This is a genomic window from Aequorivita capsosiphonis DSM 23843 (assembly GCF_000429125.1).
Classification (GTDB): Bacteria; Bacteroidota; Bacteroidia; order Flavobacteriales; family Flavobacteriaceae; genus Aequorivita; species Aequorivita capsosiphonis.
The window spans coordinates 127006-140932 of sequence record NZ_AUBG01000015.1; the positions used below are offsets into that span (position 1 = coordinate 127006).

The window sequence follows — 13927 nt, forward strand, 5'->3', positions numbered from 1 at the left end:
AATTGATAATCTTTATAAAAAGGTCACAAATAATCTTCTTAGAACCTGTAACGCCTTTTAAAGTGAAAAATTTTATCAAAAATAGTGATTTTGCGAAATTACGCAAACATTTCGCTTCATCCTGCTAAGATACTGACATTTAACATTTTTCACAAAAGCGCCTTAATCCCGGGAAGTGTTTTACCTTCAAGCATTTCTAACATGGCGCCACCACCTGTTGAAACATAACTCACTTTATCAGCCAGGTTAAATTTATGTACTGCCGCAACAGAGTCACCGCCACCAACCAACGAAAAGGCTCCGTTTTTTGTGGCTTTAGCTATATTCTGTCCCAAAACTTTGGTCCCTTGAGCAAACTTGTCCATTTCAAAAACACCAACTGGGCCGTTCCATAGGATTATTTTCGAATTTAGAATAACTTCTTCAAAAAGCTTATTGGTTTCTGGACCAACGTCCAAGCCCATCCAGCCATCAGGGATATTTCCAACAGTTACTATCTGTGTATTTGCTGTATCGGAAAAACTATCGGCAATTATGGCATCAACGGGCAAATGAACTTTCACGTTCTTCTTCTTTGCCTCTTCCAAGATTTCTAGCGCCAAGCTTTGTTTATCATCTTCCACCAAGGAACTTCCCACTTTTCCGCCTTGGGCTTTAATAAAAGTAAAAGCCATTCCACCTCCAATGATTAAATGATCAATTTTATCGAGAATATTTTCGATAATCGTGATTTTTGAAGAAACTTTAGCACCACCAATGATTGCTGTCACCGGTTTTTCTGTTGATTTTAATACTTTTTCAACATTTTCAATTTCTGAAGCAAGTAATAAACCGAAGCATTTGTTCTCTGGAAAAAATTCAGCGATAATAGCCGTTGAAGCGTGTGCCCGATGGGCAGTTCCAAAAGCATCATTTACGTAAACATCACCCAGTTTTGATAATTTTTCGGCGAAATCACGATCTCCCTTTGTTTCTTCCTCGTAATATCGCAAGTTTTCAAGTAGAAGAATTTCACCAGACTTCAAGTTGGAAACCGCAGCTTCAACCTCGGCGCCTATGGAATCCTCAACAAACTTCACTTGGACTCCAACAATATCTGATAACGACTTTACAATATGTTTTAAAGAAAATTCAGCCTCTTTATTCTTAGGCCTTCCCAAATGAGACATTAAAATACAGCTTCCCCCGTCTTCCAGTATTTTCAAAATGGTAGGTTTGGCCGCTCGTATGCGTGTATCATCTGTTACATTGAATTCTTCGTCCAACGGGACATTAAAATCAACCCGGATCAATACCTTTTTTCCTTTAAAATTTATATCGTTAACTGTTTTCATATTCGTAAATTTTGCTTGCAAATATAGTTTTTTTAGGTCTTTTAGGAAGTAATAATTGCCTCAAGTCTGTTTTCGCATAAATTTACGATAGTCATAATTACTTGCAGAAAAAATACCAGCAAAATTGCTTAGATTTGCGAATGGATTTTTCAGAAGCAATAGGCCAAAACCACATTAAGTCGCATCTTTTACAGACCATTGAAAACGGCCGAATTCCGCACGCCCAGATGTTTTCAGGAGTAAATGGAAGTGGATTATTACCTATGGCCATCGCTTATGCTTCTGAACTATTGTGCAAACAATATGATAAACAAAGCCCAGAATATCTCTCTTGTAAAAATAAAGTCGAAAAGCTAAGTCACCCCGATTTACATTTTGTTTATCCCGTTAATACTAGTGACACTATAAAGAAGAATGCAATTTCAGATCATTATGCGGAAGAATGGCGAAATTTTGTTTTAAACAATCCCTACGCTTCCCTATTTGAATGGCTCCAAGCAATTGGTATCGAAAAAAAGCAAGGGAACATTAGTAAATATGAAGCTGAAAATATCTCGAAAAAGCTATCGCTGAAATCATTTGAAGGCGGTTATAAGGTGATGATTATATGGATGGCGGAAAATATGAATACAGATTGCGCCAATAAAATACTGAAGCTGGTTGAAGAACCTTCAGATAAAACGGTGCTTTTGCTACTAAGTGAAAATGAGCAGCAAATTATAACAACCATTCGCTCACGTTGTCAACAATTGATCTTTCCGTTGCTATCTGAGGCTGATATTGCGGAGCGTTTAAGCGAAGGAAGCGAAATTGATGAGAACCTAGCCCTTAAAACAGCGCGAAGAGCACGTGGCGACTTTAACAAGGCATTACAGTACTTGGAAGAAACTGGCGAGGATGAAGTATTTGAAAAATGGTTTATTAGTTGGGTGCGCTCCGCGTTTAGAGCGAAAGGAAATAAAGGTGCGATAAATAATCTACTTGACTGGAGCGACGAACTTGCAGGACAAGGTCGGGAAACACAGAAAAAATTTCTTAACTATTGCATTGAAGTTTTTAGGCAATCACTTTTAAAAAATTATAGCGCAAACTCACTTTTATTCTTTAAAGCGAAAGATGAAACATTCTCCCTTGCGAAATTTGCTCCATTTGTTCATCAAAACAATATTTTTGAAATCAATAAAGCTTTGGAGGATGCTTCCTACCATATTGAACGAAACGGAAATGCAAAAATAATCTTCACCGATCTTTCAATTAAGCTGACCAGACTAATCCATAAAAAAGAACTGGTATAAGACCCGTTGTGCATTTAGAACATTTCATCGATTTTTACCCTAACCCTAAAGGGAATATCTATGAAATTTCAAGTTCTTCCTTTAGGATAAGAGGCAAAAACTTGAAATTTCGTCAAAACTGAATAATATTCATCAAAATGCTCAACGGATTGGTATAAGACATTTTTATGTCTTTTCCATTTAAATAAATTTCTTCTATTAATTTTCGCCGTTTTTCGTGCCATTTCCAGGAAATAACACGAAAAATGAATAGCGCAGCGCCACAACTGGCCAAAAACCTGTTAAAAAGGCTTAAATCGCGTTATTTTGCTTTTCTGAAGCAATATATGTGTGAAGAATACTCTTTTGAGCGATTTGCCTTCAAATTTGATCTAAGACCGATCCAGAATGCTTTTAGTGAAAATTTGCTTCCAGTTTTATATTTTTCAGAAAGAAGACTTACATAAAACGAATCAAAAATCATTGGTTCGGTTTTTTCCAATGTAAAATTTTTAGAAAACAATTTCTCTATAGATACTTTTGAAAAATGCCAGAGATGTCTCGGAACATCAAAAGCCGCCCAGAATTCTTTATAGTGTTTGGCATCGTAACTTTTAAAATTTGGCACTGCGATTATAAGTGTGCCATTCGGCTTCACTAAATCTGACAATTGCGAAATTGTTTCTTCTAAATTCGGAATGTGCTCCAAAACATGCCAGAGCGTAACCACGTCAAATTGGTTTTCATGAAAATCGCTTAGAGAAGATTTTAACTCAATTCCTTTTTCTGAAGCTAATCGGCGAGCGTTTTCATTGGGTTCCATTCCCTGAACATTCCATGATTTTTCTTTGGCAACTTTTAAAAATTCCCCCGTCCCTGCTCCAACATCTAACAAAGATCCAACTTCCGAATTCTGCTCAAAAATCAGATTGGTCTTTTTTTGAAGTGACCATTTCTTTACCGTTTGGTAGAGTCTGGACATCAACCCACGCTTTTCATCGGTATGGGAAATATAATCTTCACTTTCGTAATACTTGGGAAGATTTTCCACATCAGGCTGCGGAGATGTTTTTAGCATATCGTGATCCTGGTCGTGAATCAAATTAAAAACCTCGCCAGAAACCAAATAATCTTTTACCGATAAATATGTCTTTTCAGGATGTTGCAAGAGAAAAAAGTTTGGTTTTTTAAGAGGTTATAATTGCAGCCAACACGGAGCAAAGTCCAAAATGTTCCACGTGAAACAATATGCCTAACGCCCCATATACACTAAGAGTACGGATACATCATTTGGAGAAACACCACTTATTCGCGAAGCTTGTGAAACCGTGGCAGGTTTAATTTTTGTCAATTTTTCCCGCGCCTCATAAGAAAGAGACTTCAAATTTGAATAATCAAAAGAGGCTGGGATTTTTAAACCTTCCAAACGATTTAATTTATCGGCGTTGTTTTTTTCCTTTTCAATATAACCAGAATACTTAACTTGAATTTCTGCCTGCTCTATCATTTCGGTGTCCAAGTCATGCTCCTCAATAAAATTCTTAACTGAAGCGATTCCTTTCATATCCTCCATCGTCACCTCTGGACGTGAAAAGAATTTAAACATCTTATCACTTTGTTCTACTAAGGCAGAATCTCTAGCTTCAAAAATTGCATTAATTTCCTCGGGGGCAACACTCGTTTCTTTAAAAAATTGAACAAACGCATCAGACTTTTCTCTCTTTTCTTCCATTTTTCGCATTCGAGCATCGCCAGCCAAACCAATGGCATGCGATTTTGGAGTCAGTCTAAAATCTGCATTATCCTGTCTAAGTAAAGTTCTATATTCTGCTCTTGAGGTAAACATTCTATATGGCTCCTCGGTTCCTTTTGTAATTAAGTCGTCAACCAATACCCCTATGTACGCCTCATTTCTTTGAAGAATAAACGGATCCTTTTCGTGAACTTTTAGGTGGGCATTAATTCCAGCCATCAGACCCTGTGATGCTGCTTCTTCATATCCGGTTGTACCGTTTATCTGTCCTGCAAAATAAAGTCCGGAAACCAATTTGGTTTCCAACGTATGTTTTAACTGTGTTGGCGGAAAATAATCATATTCAATTGCATATCCAGGACGGAAAAATTTCACATTCTCAAAACCTACAACTTGACGCAAAGCTTTAAACTGAATATCCTCTGGCAAAGAAGTAGAAAATCCATTGATATAATACTCAACGGTGTCCCAACCTTCAGGCTCAACAAAAAGTTGATGTCTATCTTTATCGGCAAAACGGTTTATCTTATCTTCAATAGACGGACAATATCTAGGCCCGGTACTTTGTATGGAACCATTAAACATTGGAGATCTATCAAATCCTTCTTTTAAAATATTATGAACCTCCAAACTTGTATGACTCATATGGCAAGAGCGTTGTTTGACCAAAGGTTTGGTTTCATCGGAAAAAGAGAATTTTTCAGGAATGGCATCACCAGGTTGTTCAATCATTTTTGAAAAATCCAAGGATCTTCCATCAACTCTTGGAGGAGTTCCGGTTTTCATTCTTCCAGCTTCGAAGCCTAAATCAATTAAATCTTTAGTTATTCCAACAGAAGCTTTTTCTCCTGCTCTTCCACCACCCAATTGCTTTTCCCCAATATGGATTAAACCATTTAAAAAAGTACCATTGGTAAGCACGACACTCTTTCCTCTTATTTCAAGTCCAAGTGAAGTTCTAACTCCTTTAATTTTTCCATTCTCAACAATAATCCCAGAAATCATTTCCTGATAGAAATCCAAATTTTTGGTCTGCTCTAACATCATCCTCCAAGTTTCTGCAAACCGCATTCGGTCACTCTGAACCCTTGGACTCCACATAGCAGGTCCTTTGGATTTGTTAAGCATCTTAAACTGTATCGCCGTTTTATCTGAAATAATCCCACTATAACCACCCAACGCATCAATCTCACGAACTATTTGCCCTTTAGCAATTCCGCCCATTGCAGGGTTGCAGCTCATTTGGGCAATAGTTTGTAGATTCATGGTAACCAATAGCGTTTTAGAACCCATATTGGCCGCAGCCGCAGCGGCTTCAGAACCAGCGTGTCCGGCTCCAACAACAATTACATCATATTCGTTTGGAAACATATATTATCTTGATTGTTCCACGTGGAACATTTCTTTTATTCAGAATTTTTTTAGGGATGCAAAAGTACAATAAATATCTTAGATGCAAAGAGTTAATCCAAGAAGTGATCTAATAGCTCGTCAGTACTTTTAAGGCTTCGTTCTCTTTTTTTCGCATCAATTCTTCCTCTTCCTCAGTTTTATCCTTTAAACCACAAAAATGTAAAATTCCATGAATCATAACACGATGAAGCTCTTCAATAAAATCAGTATTATAATCTATGGCATTGTCTGCAACGCGTTCAACGGAGATAAAGACTTCACCGTTAATCTGCTTACCAACTTTATAATCAAAACTAAGAATATCAGTAAGGGTGTCGTGATCTAAAAACTCCACATTGAGTTTATTCAAATATTCGTCGTCACAAAAAACATAAAGGAGTTCGCCTAGTTCGAATCCTTCGGAAGTAATTACATCAGAAATCCACTTAGTTAATTGCGCCTGGTTCTCTAGCTCGAAATCGGTTTCAAAATTAAAATCAATCATTGTTTTCCTTAAAATATTCTTGCACCTTAATTTTATAATCTTGACGCAAAGGTAAGGCCTCCCTGTTTAAAATTTCCGTTGTATTAAAGTATTTTTTTATCTCATCAGGTGAGAGTAGCACATTGTTTCGGTATTCCTTTTTATTTGTTTGGGATTCCCTTTTCTCCTCCTGCCCCTGTTCAAATGTCGCCTTGTCCAATTTCAATAATTCATACTTCAAATTTAACATTTCCTGAAGCGTGCCTTGATTAAAACCCTTATCTAGCAATTGCTGCTCTATACCCTGCATTTTGCGCAATAGATCACTGGCATTACCTTTATATCCTTCCTTGCTCAATCTATCTTGTAGTTGTTGACGCAGTTGCTGCTGTTGTTTATAAATTTCGAAGATTTCACCATTCATTTCTTCACTATTACCACTTCCTTCCTTGTTGTCTCCTTCCTTCTCTCCATTTTTCCCGTTCTTTCCGTTTTTACCATTTTCACCTTTCCCATCACCACTTCCATCATTTTCACCATTTCCTTCTCCCTCTCCCTTACCATCACCTTCTCCTTTTTCTTCGCCCTCACCTTTACCTTCTCCCTCTTTTCCTTCCTCGCCTTTTTTCATTCCTTCCTTCATTTTCTCACTCAAGCTTTCCTGTTTTTGAATAATATCCGGTAGTTGAAATCCACCGCCACTGCCTTCACCGGGCATAGGCATACCTTTTCCAGAGCCAGAACCCATAGACATTTGCATCTGCATTTGCATATTTGACAATATATCACTTAGCAAAACAGCCAAATTATTTGCGCCCGTTATCGTATATTGCTGATTTCCAATACCTGTACGCGATTGGTTCTGTGCCAAGCGTTCTAAAGATTTATCTATATTGTACTGCATTTCAGTGAGTGTATTGTTGATTTTCTCACCAATAAGTGGCTGACGAAGAGCTAAAGCAAAGATGCTATCATCAATATGTTCAAAATTGTTTTTAAGATCGTTTTGAATATTCAATTTCTTTCCGAAAATTGGATTTCCATAGTCTATAGTTTTAAAGGTCTCCATTAAATCTTCCTGCTCAAAGGAAAATACCACCAGGTTTTTCACAATTTGTCGAAGCATTTTTACATCTTCTTCCAAAGTCTCGGCCCCTCCAGATTTCATCTCCATTTTCATCTGTTGGCTCATTTCCTGCATTTTCTGACCTGCCTTTTTTTGACTTTTACCGGCCTCGCTAGGTTTACTCTCCTCTAGTTTGTCCGTAGCTTTTTCCTGTTCCTCATCTATTTCCTGCTCCGTGGCTTTATCTCCCGGAATGTCCATCGGCTTCTTTAAGCCTTCATTTTCCTTTTGCAGTTCGTCCATCTGTTTTTTGAATTCCTCAAACTTATCGTTGAGTTCCTCCTGTGCTTCCTTCGTGTTTTCCTCCTCTGATTTATCTGCTAACTTTTCTTGTTCCTCACCCAATTTATTCAATTCCTCAGCAAGTTTTTCAGCCTTTTTTTCTACATAATATCTCTTGGTCAACTCCAGAAGTTGTTCGAGATTCTTTTCTTGGTTTTTATTTTGTTTGGCTAATTTCTCCAACTTATCAGTAAGTTCTTCTTTTTGGATTTTATCCTGAAGCTTTTCCAATTCATCCAGCAACTTCTCGTTCTCTTTAAGGCGTTCTTCATTTTCATCCAAACGTTTTTCAAGTTCTTCCTTAAATAGATCCTTTTCTGTGTTTTCAGGTTGGAAATTCTTGAGTTCTTCTTTCATTTCCTTAGAAAAATCCTTCATAATTTCCTCTTGCTTCTGCTGACGCTCCAGATAATTTTCAAGCTTCTTCTTATCGTTGTAATTAAGCTCTTTCTTCTCCTTTTGTGTTCGTGATAGCTCCTCAAGCGACTGCTTTCTATCTTTTAGCTTCTCCAAGGATTGGTCTAGACCTTTGATAGCATTCTGCTGATTTTGTAATTGCTCATCTTCCAATTCACTTTTTGTCAATTTTCTAAACGAATAAATCCCAGATTTGGAGGATTTGTAATTGTGGATTCCATCATTGTCAAAAACTTCAAAATAATACTCATAAGAAACTCCATCATCCAAAATAAGATTGCCAGGAAAATTATAGGTAAACTGATCAAAATTGGTCTTGTTCAATGGTAAGGCCTCTGTTTTGGCACTCTTCTCTTCCCCTTCGGGAAAATAGACCAGTCTAAGCTTTGTAAGTCCGTAATCATCAGAAATCTGTCCTAAAAAGAAAACACGCTGACTACTTGTCGAGTCTTTTTTTGATTGTACGCTAATTTCTGGAAATTGATCTTTCACTACATTTAAGGTGAAAGCCAGATTTTCATAATCCTTCAGTTTTTCGTTGGAAGTAGTAATGGCATAATCGAACTTATTATAAACTCCCTTTTCGAGATTAAAGCTCGCCCCTTTTGCCGCGAAAAAATAGGAAGTATCCGCAGTTTTTAAAGTAACGGCTTTGGTATTTTTAGTAGCAACATTCCATTTTACACGTGTTCCTTCCGGAATAGTGGCATTTCCAGTACTTTTCAAGGTTTCATCTCTTTTTTCAGTATAGGAAGGATAGTCCAAAACCATTTCGAAATTCAACAACGAGGGCGTTTTTACAACATCTATTGTGTATGGTCTGGAAGTAACCTTATTCGCTTTTAAATTGAAATTAATAGATTCTGCTGGTTGTTGGAACGTATATTCAAACGAACCGGGTGCGGTTTGTTGCATATAATAGGTTTCTCCGTTATAATTGATACTTGCATTTTCAGGAATAAGAGTTCCCTGCGCCTGAACGTTTAAGGTGAAGGCTTTATTTTCAATCGCATTCAAATTATCATTCAAAACAGTAAATGCGAAAGGAGCAGGCGGTTCAAAAGCGGTATCATAGTGGACCACTCTTTTATAGCTACTGGAGAAAATATCAGTACCTCCTAAAACGCTAAACATTATAAATACCAAAACGGGAATTGCGGCGTATTTTAAATATTTCGCGTTCTTTTTAAAATTTACGGCACTTTTGAAGGGAATCGGTTGTAATTCTTCTGCTTTTTGTTCAATACTTGCCGAAAGTAATTCACTTTCGCGTCCGTTATGGTTGAGCTGAATAACGTTGAGCAACTTATCACTTACCTGTGGAAAATGATTACCAATTATTTTTGAGGCTTCTTCGTGATTTATTCCCTTTTGAAGTTTGAAAAGTTTAGCAAGCGGAAAAACAATAAAACGCGCAAATAGCGTAAGCTCCACAACTATAAAAGCCCAAAAAAGCAAGCTTCTTCCTATTGGGTTTAACCAAAGATAATATTCAACGAGCAGCGTTATCAACAAATAAAGGAGCCCAATAGCGAAAAAAAGAATAGTTCCTTTAATCAGCTCATTGGTGTAGTATTTTTTAATAAATTCTTCCAGTTTTTGCTGGATGCTATTGAAAGTGCTCATAAATAGATTTCCGTGTATTCAAAACTCCTAAAATACAATAATATTTTGTTCTTGGCTCGATACAAATATTGCTCCGTAAAACTACAAAACCAGCTAATACATTAGCTTTAAAATAAGACAACATAATTGTACCTTTGCACCAAAATTAAATGATTCCCAATTTCGACACAATACGATGGGAAGCAAACAAATATAAGATTTATGTCTCAAAAAGTTAGGGTGCGTTTTGCTCCAAGTCCAACAGGGCCTTTACATATTGGTGGTGTTCGCACTGCTTTGTTCAACTATTTATTCGCGAAAAAACACGGTGGCGATTTTCTCTTGCGAATTGAAGATACTGACCAAAATAGATATGTGGAAGGAGCTGAGGAGTATATTGTTGAAGCTTTAAACTGGTTAAACATTCCTTATGACGAAGGTCCTAACAAAGAAGGCAACTGCGGCCCCTACCGCCAAAGCGAGAGAAAAGACCTTTATAAGCAATACGCAGATGCTTTAATAGAGTCCGGAAATGCATATTATGCTTTTGACACTTCAGAAGAACTCGATGCACGCCGAAAAGATCACGAAGCAAAGGGAAAAACCTTCATCTACAACTGGCACAACCGTTTAAAACTAAAAAATTCGTTGGTTTTTTCTGAGGAAGAAACACAACAAAAAATAGCCAATGGCGAAGAATATGTTATCCGTTTTAAATCTCCAGAAGACGAAACGCTTTTTCTACACGACATTATCCGTGGTGGCGTACAAGTAGATTCAAACATTCTGGACGACAAAGTTTTGTTTAAAAGCGATGGCATGCCAACCTACCACTTAGCGAATATTGTGGATGATCACTTGATGAAAATTACACACGTAATTCGTGGGGAAGAATGGCTTCCTTCTATGGCCTTGCATATTTTATTGTACCGAGCTTTTGGATGGAATGCCCCTCAATTTGCACATTTACCGTTGATTTTAAAACCAACTGGGAACGGAAAATTAAGCAAGCGTGATGGAGATAAAATGGGCTTCCCAGTATTTCCTCTAGAATGGAAAACTGCTGAAGGGGATTTATTCTCAGGATATCGTGAAGATGGTTATTTACCCGAAGCGGTGCTAAATATGTTGGCATTTTTAGGCTGGAATCCAGGAACTGAACAAGAAATTTTTAGCTTAGACCAACTAATTGAAGCTTTTGAACTAGAACGCGTTCATAAAGCCGGAGCCAAATTTGATCCTGAAAAAACAAAATGGTTTCAACATCAATACCTACAACTGGTAGATGATGAAAAACTTGCTGAAGATTTTAAGAAATTTCTTCAAGACAAGAAAATATCCACAGCCGGAATTAATGTAACAAGAACTGTTTCTCTTTTAAAAGAGCGTGCAACATTCGTTAGCGATCTATGGGACCAAGGCAGCTTTTTCTTTGAAACGCCACAAAACTATGATGAAAAAGCTGCTGGAAAGGCATTTAAGCCGGAAACCCCAGAATTGTTGAGAAAAGTAGTTTCAATCTTAAATTCTTCGGCTCTGTCTGCCGGGGCGGATGACTTTTCAACAGAAAACCTTTCCGAAAAGGTGAAGGGATGGATTACTTCTGAAAATATTGGTTTTGGAAAAGTAATGATGCCGTTGCGTTTAGCTTTGGTTGGCGAAATGAAAGGGCCAGATGTTTTTGATATTCTTTCAATAGTAGGCAAAGAGGAAAGCATTTCCCGTATTGAAAAAGCCATTGATTTTATTGGTTAAAAATAAATAACAGCTCCAACTAAAATGGTGGAGCTGTTTCCTTTAAAGTCCTTTTTCTCCAAATCTTTATCATTTAGTTTGCCCAACATATTCGTAACTCCGTATTGATACTGACCATATATACGAAAATGTTCCAAACCTGCAGTGAGTCCTCCAGCTAGGTGAACATTAAATTTGGATATATCTTGAATATCTTCAGTTGCAAGGGTTTCATAGCCTGTTAAAACATAGTCCTTAAATTTTTCATTGTCCAGTTTTAATTTTCCATTTATATTGAGAACAGGTCCAAATTCAAGGCTTAAATGTTTAACGATTATATTATAACTTCCCAAGAAATTAATTTGTGCTCCTTGAATAGTGTAAGCAATATTTTGAGTGTCCGCTCCCGAAAAACTACTTCCCTCCACCCCAATTGAAGCGCTCTGAAAACTTATTCCATAAATCAGGTCAAAATTATTTCGGAAGGCGCCACGTGTTGTAAACCCAGCCATAAATCCTGAGTGTTGCTCCGTTACTAAATCATCGGTTTTAATATCGAAAAAAGTAATTCCACCTTGAACTCCTAAGAAATTATAGTCCTCATAATTCCGTTGGGAATAAATTTGCTGAAAAAAAATACAGAAAAAAACAGCTATAAAACTGGTCTTAAGGCTCATAGTTTGGAAGTCTATTTAAAAGATTCAAAGTAGCTTTATTTTCGTATCTTCCACAGCATTTAAACAAATTTATTCAAAAAAATTATGGGAGGATTTATTTTAATACCCTTGTTGATAGTAGGTATCTTTATATTATTAGCAAGCTTTTTTACGGTTAAACAACAAACCGCTGCCATTGTAGAACGATTTGGAAAGTTTCTAAGCATAAGACACTCTGGATTGCAGTTAAAAATACCTTTAATTGATAGAATAGCTGGGCGTGTCAACCTAAAAATACAACAATTGGACGTTATTGTTGAAACCAAAACGAAAGATGATGTTTTCGTACGTTTAAAAATTTCCGTTCAATTTCAAGTATTGTCAATGAAGGTTTACGATGCATTTTATAAACTTCAAAATCCACATGATCAAATAACTTCCTATGTTTTTGATGTGGTTCGCGCCGAAGTTCCAAAGATGAAATTAGATGATGTTTTTGAAAGAAAAGATGATATCGCCATCGCAGTAAAATCTGAATTAAACGAAGCGATGAGTGAATACGGTTATGATATTATTAAAACTTTGGTAACAGATATTGATCCGGATGTGCAGGTAAAAGCTGCGATGAACCGTATTAATGCTGCTGAAAGGGAAAAAGTAGCCGCTGAATATGAAGCGGAAGCCGAAAGAATAAAAATTGTTGCTAAAGCCCGCGCTGAAGCGGAAAGCAAACGCTTGCAAGGACAAGGTATTGCAGATCAGCGTAGAGAGATAGCTCGAGGTCTGGAAGAAAGTGTGGATGTATTAAATAATGTAGGCATCAATTCGCAGGAAGCATCGGCACTTATTGTGGTTACACAGCATTATGACACGCTTCAGTCCATTGGGGAAGCAACTAACACCAACCTGATCCTTTTACCAAATTCACCGCAGGCAGGAAGTGAAATGCTAAACAATATGATTGCATCTTTTGTTGCAAGCAATCAGATTGGGGAAGAAATGAAAAAGCAAAATATCGCTAAAGGTATCATACCAAAAAAGAAGCCTAGACGTGAAGCCCCACCTAGGAAAGACGAAGGGGACGATTTGGAATATTAATCCGAAAAACAAAAATGCCCTCTGAATTCAGAGGGCATTTTTGTTTAATTCTAAATATTGTAAGCTATTTATAAAGAGGCTTATCACTTTATTATTTACCGGATTTACTACCTATAAACTTGTTTACTACTTTTAAGACAAAGGCCTTTTTCAAGATAGATCCAACTGTATTCGCTATTAAATTAACAGGTGAAAAGGTTTCACTTATTGTTTCCTTACTTCTTGTAAGACCAAGTTTTACTTCCTCAAGATCTATCTGCGATTTCAGGCGAAGGTATTTTAAATCTCTGTCTATTTCTTCAAAAGTAGTGTATCGCTTCATAAATATTACTTTGTTTCTCTTTCCTTTCGTATTGCGTCTTTTTGAAGAACCTGTTGGTATTCTTCAATTTCTTCCTCAGCAACTTTTTTAGGTTCTATGTCGTGTTCGTCATATAAAAGACTAGAAAACTTCTTAAGTAAACTCATTTCTATAAGATTCTTTCCGAAAATAAACATACAGATTAATAAGATTCCGTAGAAACCTCCAATAATGAAAAATCCAACATAACTGTGTTCAAAAAACGTCCCTAACCAAAAGGCAGCACCCACAGAAATAAAAAGCATTACAAAAAGGGAAAGACTTCCAAAAACCAAAAGGTTTACTAAGGAAACAGATCCTTTCATTGCTGATTTGAACAGGCGGAGTTTATAATACTCCGCCGTGCTCAGCCCATAATCTTCTATTCTGTCTACAACCTTATGCAGGCCATCTGTTAGGTCTTTAAACATA

General features: G+C 36.9%; 11 protein-coding genes. 3 read left to right on the forward strand and 8 right to left on the reverse strand.

Features of this window, described 5'->3' with window-relative positions; genetic code table 11:
• Positions 1 to 149 precede the first annotated feature (149 nt).
• Positions 150 to 1334, reverse strand: coding sequence for a phosphoglycerate kinase (locus tag G440_RS0113705; RefSeq protein WP_026451831.1), 1185 nt, complete (start codon positions 1332 to 1334; stop codon positions 150 to 152).
• Positions 1335 to 1474: 140 nt separating this feature from the next.
• On the opposite strand from G440_RS0113705, the gene G440_RS0113710 reads away from it, so the two are divergent.
• Entirely contained in the window at positions 1475 to 2629 is a 1155-nt protein-coding gene (locus G440_RS0113710; RefSeq protein WP_026451832.1) for a DNA polymerase III subunit, read from the forward strand.
• A 301-nt stretch (positions 2630 to 2930) separates the two neighbouring features.
• Here the strand turns inward: G440_RS0113710 and G440_RS0113720 are convergent, their stop codons facing one another.
• The 4 genes from G440_RS0113720 to G440_RS21415 all read right to left on the reverse strand — a co-directional run bounded on the left by G440_RS0113720 (position 2931) and on the right by G440_RS21415 (position 9688).
• Positions 2931 to 3776, reverse strand: coding sequence for a class I SAM-dependent methyltransferase (locus tag G440_RS0113720; protein ID WP_026451833.1), 846 nt, complete (start codon positions 3774 to 3776; stop codon positions 2931 to 2933).
• Positions 3777 to 3860: 84 nt separating this feature from the next.
• The gene (mnmG, locus tag G440_RS0113725) at positions 3861 to 5732 is read right to left on the reverse strand and encodes a tRNA uridine-5-carboxymethylaminomethyl(34) synthesis enzyme MnmG (protein ID WP_026451834.1); all 1872 of its coding nucleotides are present in this window, start codon (positions 5730 to 5732) and stop codon (positions 3861 to 3863) included.
• Between the two features lie 109 nt (positions 5733 to 5841).
• On the reverse strand, positions 5842 to 6258 hold the full coding sequence (gene ybeY / locus G440_RS0113730; protein WP_026451835.1) for an rRNA maturation RNase YbeY: 417 nt from the start codon (positions 6256 to 6258) through the stop codon (positions 5842 to 5844).
• Positions 6251 to 9688 carry a DUF4175 family protein gene (locus G440_RS21415; RefSeq protein WP_026451836.1) on the reverse strand — a complete coding sequence of 1146 codons (3438 nt, stop codon included), beginning with the start codon at positions 9686 to 9688 and terminating at the stop codon, positions 6251 to 6253. Before G440_RS21415 ends, ybeY begins: the two co-directional genes overlap by 8 nt.
• A 201-nt stretch (positions 9689 to 9889) precedes the next feature.
• On the opposite strand from G440_RS21415, the gene gltX reads away from it, so the two are divergent.
• Positions 9890 to 11422, forward strand: coding sequence for a glutamate--tRNA ligase (gene gltX / locus G440_RS0113740; RefSeq protein ID WP_026451837.1), 1533 nt, complete (start codon positions 9890 to 9892; stop codon positions 11420 to 11422).
• Here the strand turns inward: gltX and G440_RS20775 are convergent.
• Positions 11419 to 12078 carry an outer membrane beta-barrel protein gene (locus G440_RS20775; protein ID WP_051285381.1) on the reverse strand — a complete coding sequence of 220 codons (660 nt, stop codon included), beginning with the start codon at positions 12076 to 12078 and terminating at the stop codon, positions 11419 to 11421. The two genes, gltX and G440_RS20775, sit on opposite strands and share 4 nt — an antisense overlap.
• Positions 12079 to 12162: 84 nt before the next feature.
• On the opposite strand from G440_RS20775, the gene G440_RS0113750 reads away from it, so the two are divergent.
• Entirely contained in the window at positions 12163 to 13155 is a 993-nt protein-coding gene (locus tag G440_RS0113750) for an SPFH domain-containing protein (RefSeq protein ID WP_026451838.1), read from the forward strand.
• 91 nt (positions 13156 to 13246) lie between these two features.
• On the opposite strand, the gene G440_RS21005 is transcribed toward G440_RS0113750, so the two are convergent.
• Together G440_RS21005 and G440_RS0113755 are read right to left on the reverse strand one after the other, a co-directional pair.
• Positions 13247 to 13477, reverse strand: a complete 231-nt coding sequence (locus G440_RS21005) for a DUF6327 family protein (protein WP_084426798.1) — start codon at positions 13475 to 13477, stop codon at positions 13247 to 13249.
• A gap of 5 nt (positions 13478 to 13482) precedes the next feature.
• Positions 13483 to 13926, reverse strand: a complete 444-nt coding sequence (locus tag G440_RS0113755; protein WP_026451839.1) for a hypothetical protein — start codon at positions 13924 to 13926, stop codon at positions 13483 to 13485.
• Position 13927: the final 1 nt, after the last annotated feature.

Excerpts from the sequence above, each read along its gene's own strand:
- gltX (WP_026451837.1), top strand. The coding sequence starts at position 9,890 with ATGTCTCAAAAAGTTAGGGTGCGTTTTGCTCCAAGTCCAACAGGGCCT.
- ybeY (WP_026451835.1), bottom strand. The coding sequence starts at position 6,258 with ATGATTGATTTTAATTTTGAAACCGATTTCGAGCTAGAGAACCAGGCG.
- mnmG (WP_026451834.1), bottom strand. The coding sequence starts at position 5,732 with ATGTTTCCAAACGAATATGATGTAATTGTTGTTGGAGCCGGACACGCT.
- G440_RS21415 (WP_026451836.1), bottom strand. The coding sequence starts at position 9,688 with ATGAGCACTTTCAATAGCATCCAGCAAAAACTGGAAGAATTTATTAAA.
- G440_RS0113755 (WP_026451839.1), bottom strand. The coding sequence starts at position 13,926 with ATGTTTAAAGACCTAACAGATGGCCTGCATAAGGTTGTAGACAGAATA.
- G440_RS0113710 (WP_026451832.1), top strand. The coding sequence starts at position 1,475 with ATGGATTTTTCAGAAGCAATAGGCCAAAACCACATTAAGTCGCATCTT.
- G440_RS20775 (WP_051285381.1), bottom strand. The coding sequence starts at position 12,078 with ATGAGCCTTAAGACCAGTTTTATAGCTGTTTTTTTCTGTATTTTTTTT.
- G440_RS0113705 (WP_026451831.1), bottom strand. The coding sequence starts at position 1,334 with ATGAAAACAGTTAACGATATAAATTTTAAAGGAAAAAAGGTATTGATC.
- G440_RS0113750 (WP_026451838.1), top strand. The coding sequence starts at position 12,163 with ATGGGAGGATTTATTTTAATACCCTTGTTGATAGTAGGTATCTTTATA.
- G440_RS21005 (WP_084426798.1), bottom strand. The coding sequence starts at position 13,477 with ATGAAGCGATACACTACTTTTGAAGAAATAGACAGAGATTTAAAATAC.